Source organism: Vibrio sp. Isolate23, assembly GCF_022398095.1.
Classification (GTDB): domain Bacteria; phylum Pseudomonadota; class Gammaproteobacteria; order Enterobacterales; family Vibrionaceae; genus Vibrio; species Vibrio coralliilyticus_A.
This window is the reverse complement of sequence record NZ_JAKEUV010000002.1, coordinates 293963-311521: the sequence shown is the minus strand read 5'-3', so window position 1 is coordinate 311521 and position 17559 is coordinate 293963. Positions and strand designations below refer to the sequence as shown.

At 45.1% G+C, this 17559-nt stretch carries 18 protein-coding genes; 10 read left to right on the top strand and 8 right to left on the bottom strand.

Annotated features, from left to right (window positions below; translation table 11 throughout):
* Positions 1–171 precede the first annotated feature (171 nt).
* Positions 172–2454, top strand: coding sequence for a 5-methyltetrahydropteroyltriglutamate--homocysteine S-methyltransferase (gene metE, locus L1D31_RS08475; RefSeq protein ID WP_239836649.1), 2283 nt, complete (start codon positions 172–174; stop codon positions 2452–2454).
* A 56-nt stretch (positions 2455–2510) separates the two neighbouring features.
* Here the strand turns inward: metE and L1D31_RS08470 are convergent, their stop codons facing one another.
* Positions 2511–2933, bottom strand: coding sequence for an organic hydroperoxide resistance protein (locus L1D31_RS08470; protein ID WP_239836648.1), 423 nt, complete (start codon positions 2931–2933; stop codon positions 2511–2513).
* A 115-nt stretch (positions 2934–3048) separates the two neighbouring features.
* Here L1D31_RS08470 and L1D31_RS08465 point away from each other — a divergent pair, with 115 nt between their 5' ends.
* Entirely contained in the window at positions 3049–3507 is a 459-nt protein-coding gene (locus L1D31_RS08465) for a MarR family transcriptional regulator (RefSeq protein WP_239836647.1), read from the top strand.
* 1 nt (position 3508) lies between these two features.
* Here the strand turns inward: L1D31_RS08465 and L1D31_RS08460 are convergent, their stop codons facing one another.
* Both L1D31_RS08460 and L1D31_RS08455 read right to left on the bottom strand, forming a co-directional pair.
* On the bottom strand, positions 3509–4195 hold the full coding sequence (locus tag L1D31_RS08460) for a DNA-3-methyladenine glycosylase I (protein WP_239836646.1): 687 nt from the start codon (positions 4193–4195) through the stop codon (positions 3509–3511).
* A gap of 48 nt (positions 4196–4243) precedes the next feature.
* Positions 4244–4804, bottom strand: a complete 561-nt coding sequence (locus L1D31_RS08455) for a LysR substrate-binding domain-containing protein (protein ID WP_345772835.1) — start codon at positions 4802–4804, stop codon at positions 4244–4246.
* Positions 4805–4926: 122 nt separating this feature from the next.
* On the opposite strand from L1D31_RS08455, the gene L1D31_RS08450 reads away from it, so the two are divergent.
* Complete coding sequence (locus L1D31_RS08450; RefSeq protein WP_239836644.1) at positions 4927–6090, top strand: hypothetical protein; 1164 nt, start codon at positions 4927–4929, stop codon at positions 6088–6090.
* A gap of 62 nt (positions 6091–6152) precedes the next feature.
* Here the strand turns inward: L1D31_RS08450 and L1D31_RS08445 are convergent, their stop codons facing one another.
* On the bottom strand, positions 6153–6884 hold the full coding sequence (locus tag L1D31_RS08445; RefSeq protein ID WP_239836643.1) for an ABC transporter substrate-binding protein: 732 nt from the start codon (positions 6882–6884) through the stop codon (positions 6153–6155).
* A gap of 130 nt (positions 6885–7014) precedes the next feature.
* On the opposite strand from L1D31_RS08445, the gene L1D31_RS08440 reads away from it, so the two are divergent.
* Positions 7015–7476 carry a carboxymuconolactone decarboxylase family protein gene (locus L1D31_RS08440; protein WP_239836642.1) on the top strand — a complete coding sequence of 154 codons (462 nt, stop codon included), beginning with the start codon at positions 7015–7017 and terminating at the stop codon, positions 7474–7476.
* Positions 7477–7496: 20 nt separating this feature from the next.
* A complete protein-coding gene (locus L1D31_RS08435) occupies positions 7497–8249 on the top strand; it encodes a helix-turn-helix domain-containing protein (RefSeq protein WP_239836641.1) in 753 nt (250 codons plus the stop codon).
* Positions 8250–8261: 12 nt separating this feature from the next.
* On the opposite strand, the gene L1D31_RS08430 is transcribed toward L1D31_RS08435, so the two are convergent.
* Positions 8262–9281 (bottom strand): helix-turn-helix domain-containing protein, encoded by a 1020-nt coding sequence (locus L1D31_RS08430; RefSeq protein WP_239836640.1) that lies wholly within the window; start codon positions 9279–9281, stop codon positions 8262–8264.
* Between the two features lie 183 nt (positions 9282–9464).
* Here L1D31_RS08430 and L1D31_RS08425 point away from each other — a divergent pair, with 183 nt between their 5' ends.
* Complete coding sequence (locus tag L1D31_RS08425) at positions 9465–9800, top strand: DUF805 domain-containing protein (RefSeq protein ID WP_239836639.1); 336 nt, start codon at positions 9465–9467, stop codon at positions 9798–9800.
* Complete coding sequence (locus L1D31_RS08420) at positions 9797–10276, top strand: hypothetical protein (RefSeq protein ID WP_239836638.1); 480 nt, start codon at positions 9797–9799, stop codon at positions 10274–10276. Before L1D31_RS08425 ends, L1D31_RS08420 begins: the two co-directional genes overlap by 4 nt.
* 34 nt (positions 10277–10310) lie before the next feature.
* On the opposite strand, the gene L1D31_RS08415 is transcribed toward L1D31_RS08420, so the two are convergent.
* Together L1D31_RS08415 and L1D31_RS08410 are read right to left on the bottom strand one after the other, a co-directional pair.
* Positions 10311–11162 (bottom strand): sterol desaturase family protein, encoded by an 852-nt coding sequence (locus tag L1D31_RS08415; protein WP_239836637.1) that lies wholly within the window; start codon positions 11160–11162, stop codon positions 10311–10313.
* A gap of 19 nt (positions 11163–11181) precedes the next feature.
* Positions 11182–12195: a DUF2804 domain-containing protein gene (locus tag L1D31_RS08410; protein ID WP_239836636.1), complete on the bottom strand. Its 1014-nt coding sequence runs from the start codon at positions 12193–12195 to the stop codon at positions 11182–11184.
* A 150-nt stretch (positions 12196–12345) separates the two neighbouring features.
* On the opposite strand from L1D31_RS08410, the gene L1D31_RS08405 reads away from it, so the two are divergent.
* The 3 genes from L1D31_RS08405 to L1D31_RS08395 all read left to right on the top strand — a co-directional run bounded on the left by L1D31_RS08405 (position 12346) and on the right by L1D31_RS08395 (position 14618).
* Positions 12346–13383 carry an AraC family transcriptional regulator gene (locus L1D31_RS08405; RefSeq protein WP_239836635.1) on the top strand — a complete coding sequence of 346 codons (1038 nt, stop codon included), beginning with the start codon at positions 12346–12348 and terminating at the stop codon, positions 13381–13383.
* Positions 13384–13470: 87 nt separating this feature from the next.
* On the top strand, positions 13471–14226 hold the full coding sequence (locus tag L1D31_RS08400) for a transporter substrate-binding domain-containing protein (protein WP_239836634.1): 756 nt from the start codon (positions 13471–13473) through the stop codon (positions 14224–14226).
* An 83-nt stretch (positions 14227–14309) separates the two neighbouring features.
* Positions 14310–14618, top strand: a complete 309-nt coding sequence (locus L1D31_RS08395) for a hypothetical protein (RefSeq protein ID WP_239836633.1) — start codon at positions 14310–14312, stop codon at positions 14616–14618.
* A gap of 85 nt (positions 14619–14703) precedes the next feature.
* On the opposite strand, the gene L1D31_RS08390 is transcribed toward L1D31_RS08395, so the two are convergent.
* Positions 14704–17511: an Hsp70 family protein gene (locus tag L1D31_RS08390; RefSeq protein WP_239836632.1), complete on the bottom strand. Its 2808-nt coding sequence runs from the start codon at positions 17509–17511 to the stop codon at positions 14704–14706.
* Between the last annotated feature and the right edge of the window lie 48 nt (positions 17512–17559).

Sequence of the window (17559 nt, the reverse complement as noted above, 5' to 3'; positions counted from 1 at the left end):
GTTAGTTGAGCTAATTCGCTGTCGCGGACATGAAGTTTTCTAATAAACAGCTTGAATAATTGGAGGTTGTTCATTCATGTCTTAATCGAGATAGTTTAGCCATCTAGACGCCTTACTGTTGTTTAGGCAGTACAGGCCTAATTGCTTTAATAATCAAGAAGGATTAGAAATATGGCGACGACGACTCATATCCTAGGTTACCCAAGAATCGGCGAAAAGCGTGAATTGAAATTTGCACTGGAGAAATATTGGCGAGGAGAAATTAACCAAGCTGAGCTCAAAGCAGTGGGGGCCCAGCTTCGAAAGAAAAATTGGCAAGTACAATCTGAGGCCGAACTGAGCTTTGTTACCGCAGGTGATTTTGCATGGTATGACCATGTTCTGACCACGACCTTATTACTAGGACATGTGCCTAAACGTCACCGAGAAGGGGAGCCTGATTTGGATACCTTGTTCAAAGTTGGACGTGGTCAGTCTCAGGCAAATTGTAGCTGTAGCGGATCTGCGGCGTCGGATATGACCAAATGGTTTAACACCAATTATCATTACATCGTACCTGAGTTTAGTCGGGATGATAGCTTTGAAGTTAGCTGGCCTCAACTGTTCGAGGAAGTTAATGAGGCTATCAAAGCGGGACAAAATGTGAAACCCGTTCTGTTAGGTCCGTTGAGCTACCTCTACCTTGGTAAAGAAGTGGAACAAGGGTTTGATCGCTTGACGCTGTTACCACGTCTTCTTACCGTTTATCAAAACATTCTAGCCAAATTAGCAGGCCAAGGGGTTGAGTGGGTGCAGATCGACGAACCTATTCTATCACTAGAATTGGAGGCACCTTGGCTTGATGCATTCAAGCTTGCTTATCAGGTCATTCGTGGCGAGGTAAAAATACTGCTAACGACCTACTTTGATTCAGTGGAAGACACATTGGACAAGATTATCGAATTAGAGATCGATGGTTTGCATGTTGACCTGTCAGAAGCCCCAGAACAGTTAAGTGAAGTCATTTCTCGATTACCGAAAGAGTGGGTGTTTTCGGCAGGCGTTATTAATGGGCGCAATGTTTGGCGGGCGGATCTAAGCGCGCAGCTTGCACGACTTCAGCCTGTGAAAAAGCGGCTGGGCGATAGGTTATGGGTTGCGAGCTCGTGTTCATTGCTTCATAGCCCTGTGGATCTGGATCTTGAACCTGAGTTGACCGAAGAAGTACGCAGTTGGTTTGCTTTTGCAAAGCAAAAAGTGGCCGAAGTGGCTTTATTAGGCAGAGCCTTGGATGGTGATCATAAGGCTATTTTAGCGTGCGATACATACAGTGCTTCAATTCAGGCTCGTAAGAATGCCGCCCACGTCAACAAGCCTCAAGTTCAGCAGCGGCTTAATCAGATAACAAAAGCTTGGTCTGATCGCAGTGTACCTTACGAGGAGCGCGCTCTGTATCAAAATGCGGTATTAGGTTTGCCATTGTTCCCCACAACGACGATTGGTTCTTTTCCACAAACGAATGAAATACGAGTTCAGCGTAGTGCTTACCGTAGCGGCCAGTTATCGGAATCAGACTATTTGACAGCCTTGAAAGGTCACATCGAAGATGCTGTAAAACGCCAGGAAGCACTGGACCTTGATGTACTGGTGCATGGTGAGGCCGAACGTAACGACATGGTGGAATATTTTGCCGAGAACTTAGCAGGGTTTCAAACCACCAAATTTGGCTGGGTACAGAGCTACGGCTCACGATGCGTTAAACCAGCGATAGTCGTTGCGGATATCGAGCGCGAAAACCCCATTACTGTTGAATGGTCGACATATGCCCAGTCACTCACTTCTAAGCAAATGAAAGGGATGTTGACAGGACCAGTGACAATTCTTTGTTGGACGTTCCCTCGTGAGGATATCAGTCGCAAAGAAATAACCAATCAATTGGCGCTAGCATTGCGTGATGAAGTGTCTGATCTGCAAAAGGCAGGTATCAATATTATCCAGATTGATGAGCCGGCTATTCGAGAAGGCTTGCCACTTAAAAAACGTGATCATGCCGAATATTTAGAGTGGGCGGTAGCGGCATTCAAGATCGCTGCAGCCAGTGCCAAGCCCGAGATACAAATCCATACACATATGTGCTATTCAGAGTTTAATGAGATTATTGATTCCGTGGCTGCATTAGATGCGGATGTGATTACGATAGAAACTTCTCGCTCAAATATGGAGTTACTAAAAGCGTTTGAGGAGTTTGACTATCCTAATGAAATTGGCCCTGGTGTTTACGACATTCACTCTCCAAATATCCCAACTGAAGAGTGGATTGAAGGCCTGTTGTACAAGGCCGCTGATAAGATACCGGCAAACCGTTTGTGGGTGAATCCAGATTGCGGTTTGAAGACACGAAACTGGGCAGAAACCGAAGCGTCACTGGCTAACATGGTTTCGGCGGCGAAAAAGCTACGAGTGGCGTTTGCTTAATATACCAAAGATGAAATGCCGGCTTTTATGTCGGCGTTTCATCTTTGATCTTGAGGTTAGATTGACTCACCATTTACACTGACCTGAACATCCACATTTCCACGGACCGCGTTTGAGTACGGACATACCTGATGGGCAACGCGTGTGAGCTCCAAAGCTTGTTCTTGTGGTAAGTCCACTTCTGCAGCTAGGCTTACAGTAAGTGCAAATCCACCATTGTCATTTGGACCAATTCCTACCTCTGCCGTGACAGGTGCTTGGCTAAGGGCCACTTTCGCTTCACGAGCAACATGCAAAATGGCATTAGAGAAACAGGCAGAATAACCCGCGGCAAAAAGTTGTTCTGGGTTAGTCGCTGCACCACTACCGCCCATTTCTTTCGGATAAGTCAGTTCTAGATCAAGTAAACCATCGTCTGTTTTAACTTGGCCGTTACGACCTGCCAGTGCTTTAGCGGAAGTTTTGTATAGAGTTGTCATGTTATCTTTCCTTTTATTTGTATTGCGCACAATTTAATTGCTTGCAATATTAGATCGAAAGTTGTCTGGAATGCAACTATATTGTGCGCAATTTAAATATTTCTGTGAGCGTCGAATGAGAGAATGCCAAAACGTAGACAAAATAACAGATGAAGAGAAGTTGCTTCTCGATAATCAGCTTTGCTTCCCACTTTACAGTGCTGCTAATGCCGTAATCCGCGCGTATCGTCCCATTCTTGATAAGTTGGAGCTCACCTACTCACAGTATTTAGTGATGATGCTGCTATGGGAGAAAGACGGGGCTAGCGTAAAAGACTTAGGTACAAGGCTGTACCTTGATTCAGGCACGTTGACACCATTACTGAAAAGGTTAGAAGCAAAAGGGTTTGTTATAAGGGGAAGAAGTCAGGACGATGAGAGAGTGAGAGTGCTTAACCTAACCAAATCAGGTCAAGCACTGAAAGAAACCGCCAAGTCAGTCCCTAACGCTATGCGCTGTAAAATCGACCTTGAACTCGATGAACTGATTACGTTGAAACAGTTATGTGAAAAAGTGCTGAAGAACCTAGTTTAGGCTAAACACGATTGTCTCCGGTGCTCAACGCAATCGTCTGGCTAATCTGAGTCAGGCTGCGTCCACTTTGTTGTTGCCATTCAGCGAAGGCTTTATTTGCTGCCTCTAAAGAACGTTTAGTGTCTTTACCACCTTCGATGATTTTGCAGTTTCTTAGATAAGCTTCAACGTCACCGGACAAAATAAAGGTATCGACGCCCATTTGGCGAAGACTATAAGGACCAGTATTTCCTCCAAGTCGATGACCTTTGTTCTTCAAAAAAAGCCATAATTCCGTGATAGTCTCGGTGGGCCACTCTGCGACCATTTGCCCGAAAGAACCATGCTCAAGTGACGCTTCATGAATCATTTGCGCATTAGCATAAATGGATTTCACTTTGGCATGGTGTCGAATGATACGTTTATCTGCTGCTTTGTTATCCCATTGCTCTTCAGACAACATCAGTAGCGGCTCAATTTTAAAACCGAAGAAAACTTCTTCAAAGTTAGGCCATTTATTACGAACCACGCTCCATGAGATCCCGCTTTGGAATACCTTCATACTGAATGCCGATAGCCAGCGATCGTTGGCTATAGCAGCGATCTCGTCTTTACTCAGCGGAGTAGAGAGTAGGGCTTCCAGTTGCTCTTCACCACCTTTTCGTTGTGCCGCTCTCTGATAGATATGTTCAAATTTCTCAACAGTCATACACGTTGCCCTTTTTAAATTTTCCACATCATAACAGCCTGTTAGGCTTTATCTCAATTGACTATGCCGGCAGTTTTTGAGGATGAAATCAGCAAATGTTCGGTTCTTTAGCGACAGGTGTTTATTCTTGTAAAGCAAGTGTATGGATTTTGGCCCTGGTGCATCCTGCTTGAGTATTTCTACCAGTCTGCCACTCGCTAGATCATCAGCGACTAATATCGCAGGTTGCAGCATAACACCTACACCGGATAGCGCAGCACTGCGCAATACTTCGCCATTGTTCGAGGCTAGTCGAGTCTGTCCGCGTAAGAACGCGCTCCTAGACAGTTGTGTGGTTAGGTTGGCGCTGCCTTCACTGTAACTGAAGCCAAGGCATTGATGCTGGTTAAGTTGAGAGATTGAATGGATGGGGCCGTGAGCACTAAGGTAGCTAGGTGCAGCACAGAAGATGAGTTGATAATCTCCGAGGTAACGTGCGACCAGAGTAGAGTTTTCAAGATTGCCGATCCGTACCATCATGTCTGCGTCAGTAAGGTGTGGGTCAACGAGCTCGTTACTGAGCTCCATTTCGACGTTAATGTTGGGGTTCAATGAGAGAAAATCAGCTATGTAAATACTCAGTTTTCACTTCGTTGGTCGAACTTTATTTATGTAGTCGATGTCCTATCTAGCAAACTTTTCAACTCCATACGTTTATGTTCAATTTGAAACATGCTTTTCTCGTTATAACTGTGTTTTTGTCAACTGAGGTGTTTGCTAACCCGTCTTTGACTTATCAGTTATCTGTCGATCCTGATGATGCTGATATTGTCATCGTCACTGTAGACACGAGTAATTTAGAGCAAGTAGAGATGATACCTGCTCGCACTTTAACTACCATGGCTCAGCCGTCGGTATCATGCCAATCTGGTTTGGGGCGGGTCACAGCTTTAGAGCAGTTGAACCCTAAGGAATGCCAACAGGTTCAATGGTCGTTGCGAATGGAGCACACATCTGAGCAAGGTATGGATACCTCGCAACAAATTGATAGCAGGAGCATCAATGATGGTTGGTATTTCGTTAGTGAGTGGAATTCCCTGCCGCGTTTCAAAGGGAGTAACGACATTCGCGTTTGTACTCCTGTTCATAGCTGTCAGTCGATGCCTGACTTATCTGAGCCACCCTTGTTTGTTGTTTGGGGAATGGAAAGTACAGAATTAAACATCAACGACAAACAAGTCACCGTTTTCAGCGATGCTCCTCAAGTAATGCAGCAGGTAGAGCAATGGAAGCCAGTATTAAAATCGTCACTCAATTACTTGAATAGCGTATTCTCGAACTCACAGCGACAAGACTGGCAAATGGCGTTTTTCAAAAAGGACAGCTCGTCAGGGAGTATAAGTGGAGCTGCTGGTGAAAATATGATCTTGATTAATGCCTGGCTAGAGAAAGGAAAACTCACCCCAGCTTCACTAAAGATGTTACTCAAGATTGCAGCGCATGAGTCAGTGCATGTTTTAGACTCAGCTAGCAGACCAACTTGGGCAGCGGAAAGTTTGGCTGAGTACTACGCGATAAAATCGCTGCAAGCTACGGATTATGCTGCTGAAGAACCGACTCGTTTCTGGGGTAGTTTTGCTAAAAAATTTCCTTTTTCTACAACAGGGCTGATTAAAGCAAACCGCCTCTACAATGAACAAGGAGCAGGGCAATATTATCCGTTGTTTTACTTTAAAGGCTCTGCGTTTTGGTATGAATTGGATTCAGCTTTGAATGGGGCAGGCTCAAGTCTAGATAACTTGATGACTCAATTGAAATTTGAAACTGATGGAAGTTTATCTGCAGAATTTGTTAAGGCCGTGGCTGAAAAAATAGGCGATAAGCGATGGCATGAGATCAGTTATCGTTATCTATGAATCTGGTCGGTATATAACTGCAAATGGGAGTTTTTCTCCCATTTGCATCCGTAAGACAAGGACTATTTTTTAAAGTAGTCCGACATAATTTGCTTGCTGTCGATTTTTTTCAGCCCCTCATCAACGATTGATTTCCACTTTTGACCTGTTTCATCATTACCAAATGCAATGAACAGTTCCTTCTCTTCAAGTAACTTTGAGTTCATTTGCAACTTGTCTTGTGCTGCTTGGAGGCTCTTGTCACTCGTCAGTAAGTAGTTAAGAACATTGCTATCTATAACGGCGAGAGGGATGCGCTGCCCTGAGACTTTTTTCAGGTTTTGGTTATCACTGGTGACCGCTTCAGATTGAAGAGCACCGCTCGCAATCATGCTGTCGAGTTCCTCGGTGTTCACGTACCCACGCACCACCCCGATTTTAACGGATTTTAAGTCTTGTAAACTGCTCCATGAGATGGGATTGGCTTTATTCTCAACAAAGCCTAAGGGACCGGTCCCTATGGGGTTCGAAAATATTAGGTCAGAGGCGTCGAAGTAGTATTCTGGGAAGTAGCCAGCATATTTTGCTTGATTCTTCGCGAGATGGACCGCTCTTTCCCAAGGGTAGAATTCGACGTTTAGCTCGTGCCCCATCGCTTCTACAGCGGCTTTCACAACAGCAACGGAGGCTCCTTGAGCGTCTAAGTTTCGCCCTGCATAGGGAGGCCACTCAAGAGATGTAAGAGTAAGAACATCGCCACGTACTGGCGATGTTAGCAAAATCAGGCTAAAAAACATCAATGTCAGGTTGCGCATTAGCTAATTCCTTGTTGTGGAGAGTGTTTTAACAGCATAGACAAGATTGGTGGGGAGGGATGGCGAAAATATTCAATCTTTTGTTTTTTGCTGGGGGTAGGCTACTAATATCAAACAAGGAGATAGACTTATGACACCAAGATTAAATTACTTTAATGCAGCGCCAGAAGGTATCCAAATTTTAATGGGGCAAGAAGAGTATCTTAAAGCTCAATTTGAGCAGCAAAGTACATTGTCGATCACGCTGTGGGAGCTGGTTAAACTTCGCATATCCCAGATCAATCAATGTGCCTTTTGTATCGATATGCACAGTAAAGATGCTCTGAAGCAAGGTGAGTCTCTGCACCGCTTGATAGGGTTGAGTGCATGGCGAGATATGCCTTTGTATAGCGAACAAGAAAAAGTTGCGCTACATTGGGCAGAGAGTCTAACGAAGGGTGGTCAGGTAGCGGATGCTGACTATCAAGTGACACTCGATACGTTTGGTGAAAAAGGGCTTGTTGTCCTGACGTTGGCAATCAATGCGATAAACAGCTGGAATCGTATTGTTAAAGCATTCAAGCCAGAAGTGGGCAGCTTTTCAAAAGAGTGAATACAGCTATTTCTCAGAATATGGATTTTCAAATAGTTAACCCAATTGGGCCACTCGCCGACCATATTCAAGCAATATGGTCGGTCAACGTGCCTCACGAAGGTGAGGTCTGTAAACCTCTCTACTGTGATGGCGGCTCTGGTGTGATGTTTGTTTTACAAGGGATGGTAGGCCTTGAAGGTAAAACCTACACTGAGAGTGCGATGTATCAGCCATACAGCAAAATTACCAAAACCATTACTCTTGCACCAAAAAGCCAGCTTTGTGGTATTCGTTTTCACCCTGGGATGAGCTTTTCGTTTTTGGATCGTTTGGTTAAGACAAATCAAGTGTGCTTTCAAGACACGTTTCCCTTTAAGGTATCAAGTGAGTTTCTTACCCAACTCAAAGAGGCGCCAAGCCACAGTGTTCGTATCGTGCTTTTGATGCGTTGGTGTTTGGGCTTTGTGGCTCAAAGCAATACCACTGATGAGAGAGCGAAACTGATTCAACGAGCTCAGGATGGCAAGATAGGAGAGTGCTTCGGTGAGAGTCAAAGACAGGTGGAACGCAAATTCCAGCACTGGATTGGTATGTCCCCTAAGCACTTTCAACGCCTGCGTCGTGTGCATACATCAATTCAAGCGCTGCGAAATAACCCCGAGTTATCGCTTGCCGACTTAGCCGCTTATCAAGGCTTTTCTGACCAAGCGCATATGACCAGAGAGTTTAAGAGCTTTGCGCGGATCACGCCGGGCAAACTCAGTCGTCGTATCAAGCAAAACAACGCCTAAATTATTCATCCTTCATCTTGATTGCTTCCTGTACTCGCTGGGGCTCATTCCTGCAATGCGATTAAATTCTCGATTGAAGTTAGATTTAGTCTGAAAACCTGAGTTCATCATAATTTGCGTAACAGGCTCATCGGTTTGAATTAGAGCGTTCTGTGCATGACGTATTCGATACTCGTTGACGAGCTTTGATATATTTTTGCCGTGAACCAAATTGACGGCCATCGATATTTGCTTAGCGGGAATACCAAGCTTGCGCGATAAACGAGAAAGCGTCAGTTCTGGATCTAGGTATAAGCACTTTTCTTTGATGGTTTCATCCAGCTGTGATGCGATTTCCTTGGCTTTAGATGTTGACATAGCAGGTTGAGCTATCGGTTCTTTGTGTTCAAATGCCGGTTCTGCTCTGCTGGGTGATGTGTGAATACCTGTAATCACAACTGCCAAAGATAAAATGGGTAAGAGGACGAGGTGTCCGATCGTTAATATATACAGTGTCAGGTTACCATGGTTATAGGCAAAATCGAGCGATATAAAAGCGTCGATGGAAGCGGAAAACATGAGCATCCAACCCGCTATCACTCTTGCGTGCTTTACTCTTTCCCAACTGCCCAGCGAGACATTCACTAGCAGTTCTTGATCAGAAGAGGTTCTCATCAAAGCGATGCCATAAAACAAGTAAATAACCGTCAGTAATTCATCGAGCGGAGGTTGCCAAAACGTTTGGGTAAGGAGAAATAGTACGACAATCAATGGGAGCACAGCATGCTTGTATATCGAGCTTAGAGCTGTGTTACGAGTACGTGTGAATGCATACCATGCTGCGATTGGAATGATAGACGCTAAAATAGGTTGAGCGAACAAAAGAAGAGGTGCCTGATATGTCCATCTAAGCCCTACAACAGCAGTCGTCAAGGCACAGAGAAGTAAGAAACCGCAAGCAAACTTTGATTGATCACGATTATTTGAATAGAGGCTGACAGCCAGTAGCCCTAAAAGCAATGAGACAACAAAAGGGACAGGAATCGCGAGCATAGTTTGTCCTGGATTGAAAAAGTGATAGATAAACTCGTCATAGCATAACGATATGAAACTGAATTAGAAGCTCAGACTAGACTAAAACGGGTATCAGAACGTCCTAAAACCCGTTTTAGGACGCATCATTTCTCTTTTCATGAGCAAAATACACACTCATTTTACAATCTAGAGAGAACAAAGATGCACTTCTATTGGTTAGCTTGGAAACGAGGATTGGACTTTTCGGGTCACTCATCAAGGCAAGAGTTTTGGGTGTTTATGTTGGTTCATGTAGTGGTGAGTTTGGTATTTATTGCTGTGGACGTTAGCTTGTCTTTATCTTCGTTTGACGTGTTGTATAGCATCGCCAGTTTTATTCCTATCATCGCTTTGGTATCAAGGCGGATGCATGATATTGGCAAGTCGGGCTATTGGGGGCTAGTGTTTTTTATCCCCGCCCTAGGCCCATTCTGGTTGACGTACCTACTTGTTCAGCAGGGCATTGTGCCTGAAAGCCATGGAGGACAATGCTCATGAAGTGGATAGTATGGCTACTACTTGTTTTTGTTTCTGAAGCCATGGCGGGGTTTGACCCTCATATTTACCCTGAAAAGGTACTGGGTATTCTTGAGGTCGATGATATGGCATCTGGTGAATTGCTTTGGCTTCGAGGTCGTGTGGGAGAAGGCAATTACACTTGGGTGAATCGACATGGTCATCACTGCACGATGAAAATACCAGTTGCAGTAGGGCAAAAAGGAGAATCAGGCCTAGGAATTGGTTCGGCTGAGGGAATAAAAATCGTGGTGAGAAGCCAAGCGTTGAATAAGGCTTTGATTCAGGGTGAGCGAGTCAGCAGTCAAGACTGGCAATTTTCAGCACTTGGCCAAAGCAAGGATGTTGATGGTTGGATTGTTGATGGTATCGGTCCAGAGGAAGAATTTGTCCTCAATTCCAGAAAACGTTGGATTTCTTGGTTGTTAGGCAAGACAAGAAATAAATTTTGCCGGTAGTGTTTGGGAAGCCTACCTGTAAGGTTTAGGGGGCTCATTGATCTTTGGGTGGGGAAAATAAAGCCTTTAGTTTGTGGGCTATCGATGTCTTACTCTTGAAGACATCTTGGTATAGGTTTCCCCACTCTTGAAAGGTCACGGTCAAAGGATTGAAGCTGTTTACTGGCTTTGTGACACCGTAGCGGACGGCCTCTATTTCGGGTTCGAAGGTGCCAAACAATTTGTCCCAGATAATCAATACGCCCGCATAGTTTTTATCTATGTACTGAGGGTTTCTTCCGTGATGAACTCTGTGATGGGAAGGAGTGTTAAAAATAGACTCTAAGGGGCCAAGCGAGCGTATCCATTGCGTATGGACGAAGAACTGCAAACCTAAGTTCAGTAGTACGGCGAAAATAACCCATTTAGGCTCGAATCCGATGATCACCAGAGGCACCCAAAATAACCACATCCCAGCGAAAGGGTACATCAAGCTCTGGCGAAAGGCGGTACTGAAGTTCATACGTTCAGAGCTGTGATGAGCGACATGCGCTGCCCACATCCAGCGAGTACGATGACTGGCTCGATGGAACCAGTAGTAAAAGAAATCTTGCAGAACGAGCAGTATCATAAAGCTGGTCACTCCCATATCAATCTCTAATAGACGCCAGCCAAATAACCACTGATATAGTTGAATGATCAAAAGCCCAGCTAATAGATCTGCGAGTTGGTGCATGCCTGCGAGGGTAAAGTTACACAGAACTTCAGGGAGTATATAGGAGGAGCTTCTAGGTAGCTTACCGCGTTTTTGTCCGATGAAGTATTCGGCCAACATTAAACCAATAAATAAGGGGGCTAACAGTATCAGCAGCCATTCTGGGTGCTCGATAAGAGTTCTGAAGTCCATAAGTGAAGCTCCGAGAGGGTTACCAACGAGCGAAATGATCTTCGGTTAACCCAAGTTGTTGATCTAGCGTGTGACGGATACCATTTTCATCTTCAATAAAACCAGAAAAGCGGCCAATAAACTGACGAAAATTACTTTGTAGCAGCCAAAGATTAAGCTTTTCACTTCTTCTGTTGATTGGTGTGAAGGTGAGATCAACTCGACCATCATCCGAGAAAATATGCCACTTTCTCTGAGAGGATTGACGATCAAAACGAAAGTGGACGGCTCCTAGCAAATGTCGTGAACCGTTGAGCCATAGGGTATTCTCATGGCAACTGGTCTCGTTTACACCGGCGGCCAAATTGAGGCCTAATGTGCCATCCTTAGTCTTGCCATTAATACTTGCCCATCGCCAACTGGTTTCTCGCCTCATGAAACCAGCGGAAAAATCGTAGCCGCCTAACGCGCCTGAAAGGTCGATAGTGTCACCACCAATTTCAATGTTTCCTGTCACGGTCAGCGCGTTGTGCTTTTGGGTGTAAGTCCAGCCGTTATAGCCTGTCGGTGTGCAGAGCGAGAGCGGTAAGCTATGACGTAATGGCTCCAGTGACACATCAAGGTGTAGAAAATCAGTATCGGCTTTCATGTGCCATCTAGGGTGTTCGATATTAAATATCAGGCGCTTTGCTGCGATGGTCGTCTTACCGCGGTATGGAGATGCAGCCATTTGTTTATCGATACATAACGGCCTTAGCCAGCTCTTTTCTATCAGTGTGTCGGCTTCCATATCGTAGACGTAGCAAAATGCGGAACCCACATAGCGGATATCGGCAATAGCGATACCGATGACATAGCGAGGCGTTGATATACTTGCGAATTGAAACTGCTTGTAATGAAAGTACTTTTTCATCTTACCGACTTTACGGTCCATATTGTTTCGATAATCAAAATGGGTGATCCCCAGCTGCTTGGGTACGCCATCAAAGTGGCCCAAATAAGGCTTCCCATTAGCTTGAATTAGGCACTCTGGAGCCGTTTGACTCAGTAACATAATGTGTTCACAAATTGATAACATTCTTCATTAGTGTTACGTGCTTTGGTTTATTTTGACAGGTCATTTTCGGTCAGAAAACGAATAAACATCACGATTAAGAGAGCTAAACTTGGTTACTCTAAACAATAACTGGAAATGGGAGCTGATATGGAAGTGATCGCGGAGTATTTACCCACTGAACATCGTTATCAGTTAGGGGTACTTGATGTCTCTTTGTTGCTTACCACTTTAGAGAAATACGGCTTAGACTCGCAGAGTTTATTACGACAAACGGGCCTAGATGATTTAGATTGGCAGCAGCCCCAGAACCATATCAGTTACTCGGACAAACTTCTGCTATTTCACTCTGCTCAGCAGTGCTACCCCTCTATCGGCTTAGGTTTATTACTGGGTGGAAAAGCCACACTCAGTCATTTTGGTATATTGGGTTATGCCATTATGAGCAGTCAAACCGTCTCTGAAGCAATAAAAGCTGGATTTAAGTATTTGGATCTTAATGGTCCTATCTTCTCGGTCAGAGTATTACGGGGTGATAACACAGCTTCGATTGAGATAGAAAATGACTTAAATATTGGTGAGTTATTGCCTTTTTGTACAGAGTACTTTTTTAGCTCACTCTTATCGTTATTTGCTGAACTGACGGGGCAACAACTCAAGGTCAGAAAGCTTGAGCTCCCGTTCGCACCACCAGTGTACGCAGAAGAGTATATGCAGCGCTTTCAATGTGAAGTTAACTTTGAACAGCCACGGTTCGCATTGACTTTTGACGCTCATGTATTGGATTGGCGATTGACTTCCCATAATGCTGATCTGCTCGGAATTTACCTCCATTCTTGTGAGTCTGTCATCGCATTATTGCAGTCTCCGATGCGACTGAGTAATCAGATTAAAACACATCTTTACCAAAGTGCTGGAGTATTCCCTTCGTTTGATGACGTCGCCCAACTACACGCTTGTTCAACCCGGACGTTACGAAGGCAGCTAAACCAAGAAGGAACCAGCTATCAGTCTCAGCTTGATGAAGTCCGTTTTGAATTGTCCAAAGAGTTTTTGTTGCGCACAAACTTGACGGTTGATGACATCGCTTTTCGTCTTGGTTATAGCGATAGCGCGAATTTTAGACGAAGTTTTAAACGCTGGTCAGGCAAAGCACCTAGTGCTCTAAGAACACTGCGATCTTTCTAAAATCTATACTGCTTATCGAATATGAGTATTAGAGCTACACTTACAATTGGTGTTACTGATAGTTGTGTTGTTATGAAGTGCTTTTGGGTGAGTTTTTTACTTCTTTTACTCTATTCATTCCCGTCTTTTTCTGACGATAAGGTGGTTAAGTTTGCGGTGGGAGATTGGGAGCCATATACCAGCTCTCTGTCTGATCCTGAGCTAAAAATATCGGAAACATTGGTACGAAGGGCATTTGCAGTTCGAGGCTATACCGTAGAACTCGAATACTACCCATGGGTGAGATCTTATCAGTATGCGATAAGAGGTAAATTTGATGGTACTTTCCCTTGGATGAAAAATGAGGATAGGGTCAAAGAGTTTATCTTTTCAGAGCCCTTCTTTAGTCAACGGGTTCAGTTCTTTTACCACTCTGATACGCTATTTTCTTGGCAGGAAGTGGCCGATCTTCATAAGTATCAAATAGGTGCGACTCAAGGGTATCAAGCAACCCATTTGATGCAGAAACTTGGTGTTAAAGTAGAGATAAATAACTCTGAAGAAACTAATTTTCAGAAAATGGCTAAGGGACGACTTGATGCTTATCCAACGGGTGTTGAACGCGGTTTGTACCTCATAAAACACTATGTGCCTAAAGAGCTAAGGCAACACATTAAATTGGATTCTAAACCTTTACTTGAAGATGATATGTTTGTGATTTTCAGCCGATTTGATAGTGAACGCAGTCAAGTATTGGTCAAAGAATTTAACGCAGGTTTACAGCATTTGATGGAAACCGGCGAGTACAGTGAAATCATGCAATCGGAAGCCGCTTTTTTACAAAACATACAGAACGACGATTAGTTCACCAAGTGGATGTAGTCTTGCGCTGGAGGTTCGGAATGTTCCATTCGCTCACGACCTGTAATGTGGCAGGGGCGTAACATATGAGAAAGCATAACAAGATAATTCTGTTGACTGTATTGGCCCCTGTTCATGCGTTTGCCGCGATTAATATGGCCGAAGTTAACGCTTATGCTTATGAAGGACTTGCAGAAATCTGTGCCAACTCTAGGCATATTATTGGTTCTGAATTAAAAGAAATAAAAATTATCTATCTGAAAAAGAAGCGTTCTAGGCAGGCTTTATTCCCAGCTGATCCAAATTTTGCTCACTACGCGGCTAAACAACTGTGGGACATTGGAGTCAGTGATAATCCGTCATATGACGAGTGTGTGGCTTTACTTCGTAAATAGTGTGGCTTTATCTGTCCAATATACAATACGACAGTTTCAATGGCCTATCGGCTCTCGATGTTTCTAGCAGATAGGCCACTGACATTTAGCTATTGACCAGTGTTAGGCCACTCGGCAGTGCATCACCAAAGACTCGCTTCGATTCGCTCTCAGACAGCTCTTTGACTTCTTCAACCAGTGATAACCAAGACTCAGGCACTTTGCTTTGCTTCAGCTTAGTGAGAACTTGTTCACGGTAGTCGTCAGAAATATCGAATAGGCGATCGCCTGTCTTACGACAAATCATCACCGCGGCAAACGCAATCATCGGCTCTTTGAGCCAGTTTTGTTCCAATAGCTTTGGCAACCACTGTTCAGCTTGCTCGCGCGGGATGACACTGTGTTGGCTACCATACAGAGGCGTTCGTGAAGAGAGTCGCCCTAGAGCCCACCAATGTGCTTGCTCGAACTGATTGTGATTAATCGCTTTACTCATAAACCAGCTTGCGAGTAGCACTTTGTCTTCGACTTCTAACTGCTCCAAGGAGGCCGCAAGGCGTACCATGGACTCGTAACCCATTTCTTGTGCCGCTTTGGCTGATTGTGGGTTTTTCATTGCGCTCGGATGAAGGTATTTAGCAATGTCCGCCAAGATGGTTTCTTGCTGCTCTTGGCTAAGACCACCTGCAACACGACGCCAAAAGACCCACCAATCCGTCCAACCTTGGTGGTTTTTAAACTGGATACCTTGCTGATAAAGCCCCCATATCTGCTCGATACGCCATGAATCCGTAGCGTCACCGAACCCTGGTCTTAAAGAGAAGCCAGCTAAACGCAGCCAGTTTTTCTCGTGTGGTTCAGAGCGGCGACGACGCTTTCGACCTTGAGTAAACGCATCAAACAGTTGGCGTAGAGTGGTGAAGTCCCATTCGTCGCGCTTGCCAAGTTTCTTTTCTAGATCTTTAGCTAGGGTTTTTATCTCTTTACCATCAGCGCTTTTCTTATTGCCACTGTAAAGTCGACCGATCAGTTCTTTACACTCATTCAGGCGAGGATGAAGTTCAACCAGATCGCCTTCCTCGGTTTGCTTATTACGAACTTCGAATTCCAGCTCCCAACGTTTACTGTCGTCTTCCGCACTGACACATTCCATCTTAAGTGTGCCGACTTCAGTCAACTGACACGCCAGTTGCACTTCAACACGCTCTTTTTGGTTGGCTTTCAGCTCGGCACCTTTGCCTTCAAGGGTGGTGATGTAAGGTGGCAGAGGTGCAAACAAATCTGGGTCAACATCAACCATTACGCCGTTTTGAATGGCGGTGTTTTGGCTTAATGTATCGTGAGTCGATGTCAAAAGGTTAAAGCGTACTGGCTCACCAAGCGTTAACGAAAAGCGACGTCCACTGAGGCGAATTTCGTTGCCTTCTTCTGTCCCTTTCGCCAGCAAGCAAAGCGCTTTACCCATCTTGTTCTTTTCTTGCAGGTGCAAAAAGTAAGAACGTGCGGCACCACCACCGATCTTGAGTTGTGCCCCGCGACGCGCTTTACCAAATGCAACAGCGCCGAGAGCCACAGACCAATCTGGGTGTGGGTTATCCAGCACGGTGACAGGAGCTCCGCGCCAATCAGAAAGCAACGTTGTGACACGCTCTGTGACCAATTCACTGTTGAATACACCACCATTAAGCAGTATTCCAACGGGGATAGCATTTTGTTTGTCATCTTCAACGCCAAGCGCGGCGCGAGAGACCTGTTGATGCTGAGTTAAAAATTCGGCGACGTGCTTACTTACTGCTGGGTCAGCAACGTAGGGAAGACCAAACTCGACCACTGCGCTGCGGCGTTTATCTGGCACTTCACTGAAATCAGAACGCGGGAAGAAGCCATCCAAAGCAATTTGGTGCACTTCTTGTTTGCTTAGTGCAATGCTCTTTGTTCCGCCCAGAAGTTTAGACCCGCTACCCAGCATGGTGATTTTTACTTCTTCTGGCGCACTCGCTGAAAGCAAGTTTTCTTTTGCTTTACGAGTTTGCTGAATCAACTTAGTCAGGCTCGCTGCAGTGAGCTTCTTACTTTGATTGAAGCGGCTTTCTGCAAGGTGCGCTAATGCTAAGTCGAGGTTATCACCACCAAGCATCAGGTGTTCACCCACGCCAATGCGATCCAGTGCCAGTTCATCATTGTGGTACTTTGCTTCGATTAAACTCAAATCGGTGGTACCGCCGCCCACATCACAAACTAGGATCAGTGGTAGCTCTTTTAACTCATCGGCTGCAGTTTGCTGGTGGCGAGCGTACCAATCGTAACAGACCGCTTGTGGCTCTTCGAGCAAGACGATTTTGTTTAAACCTGCCAGCTCAGCGGCTTCAAGCGTGAGCTTACGAGCGGTTTCATCGAACGAGGCAGGAACCGTCACAACCACATCTTGGTCTTCTAGCTTGTTGCTAGGGTTACGGTAGTTCCATGCTTGGCGAATGTGGTTGAGGTAGCTTGCGCTGGCAATCACGGGGGAGACTTTATCCACGTCTTGCGCACCAGCCCAAGGAAGAATGTCTGAACTACGATCCACTGCTTGGTGCGATAGCCAGCTTTTTGCACTGGAGACCTGACGCCCTTCTACCTTCGCTCCTAATTCACGTGCCCATTCACCTACGATCACATTACTAATGTCGCCAGAAACAGGTTCGTTTTCCCATGGGAGTGTTAGGTCAGCAGGGGAGATTTGACCAACCGCAGGATGGTAACGGAAAGAGGGCAGTAATGGTTTACGAACCACTTCACCCGGACCAATCAATTGGTCGATGTCGAATAGGGATACTTTGGATTGTTCAAGGTTGTCGGTGATTTCACAATACGCCACCACAGTGTTTGTGGTGCCAAGGTCAATACCGACAAGAAAACGAGGAGATGCCATACATACCTTCGTGTCTTTAAAAAACGGCACCCGATTGGATGCCGTTGA

Bases quoted from the DNA above. Each gene is read 5' to 3' on its own strand.
- metE (WP_239836649.1), top strand. From the start codon at position 172: ATGGCGACGACGACTCATATCCTAGGTTACCCAAGAATCGGCGAAAAG.
- L1D31_RS08470 (WP_239836648.1), bottom strand. From the start codon at position 2,933: ATGACAACTCTATACAAAACTTCCGCTAAAGCACTGGCAGGTCGTAAC.
- L1D31_RS08465 (WP_239836647.1), top strand. From the start codon at position 3,049: ATGAGAGAATGCCAAAACGTAGACAAAATAACAGATGAAGAGAAGTTG.
- L1D31_RS08460 (WP_239836646.1), bottom strand. From the start codon at position 4,195: ATGACTGTTGAGAAATTTGAACATATCTATCAGAGAGCGGCACAACGA.
- L1D31_RS08445 (WP_239836643.1), bottom strand. From the start codon at position 6,884: ATGCGCAACCTGACATTGATGTTTTTTAGCCTGATTTTGCTAACATCG.
- L1D31_RS08440 (WP_239836642.1), top strand. From the start codon at position 7,015: ATGACACCAAGATTAAATTACTTTAATGCAGCGCCAGAAGGTATCCAA.
- L1D31_RS08435 (WP_239836641.1), top strand. From the start codon at position 7,497: ATGGATTTTCAAATAGTTAACCCAATTGGGCCACTCGCCGACCATATT.
- L1D31_RS08430 (WP_239836640.1), bottom strand. From the start codon at position 9,281: ATGCTCGCGATTCCTGTCCCTTTTGTTGTCTCATTGCTTTTAGGGCTA.
- L1D31_RS08425 (WP_239836639.1), top strand. From the start codon at position 9,465: ATGCACTTCTATTGGTTAGCTTGGAAACGAGGATTGGACTTTTCGGGT.
- L1D31_RS08420 (WP_239836638.1), top strand. From the start codon at position 9,797: ATGAAGTGGATAGTATGGCTACTACTTGTTTTTGTTTCTGAAGCCATG.
- L1D31_RS08415 (WP_239836637.1), bottom strand. From the start codon at position 11,162: ATGGACTTCAGAACTCTTATCGAGCACCCAGAATGGCTGCTGATACTG.
- L1D31_RS08410 (WP_239836636.1), bottom strand. From the start codon at position 12,195: ATGTTACTGAGTCAAACGGCTCCAGAGTGCCTAATTCAAGCTAATGGG.
- L1D31_RS08405 (WP_239836635.1), top strand. From the start codon at position 12,346: ATGGAAGTGATCGCGGAGTATTTACCCACTGAACATCGTTATCAGTTA.
- L1D31_RS08395 (WP_239836633.1), top strand. From the start codon at position 14,310: ATGAGAAAGCATAACAAGATAATTCTGTTGACTGTATTGGCCCCTGTT.
- L1D31_RS08390 (WP_239836632.1), bottom strand. From the start codon at position 17,511: ATGGCATCTCCTCGTTTTCTTGTCGGTATTGACCTTGGCACCACAAAC.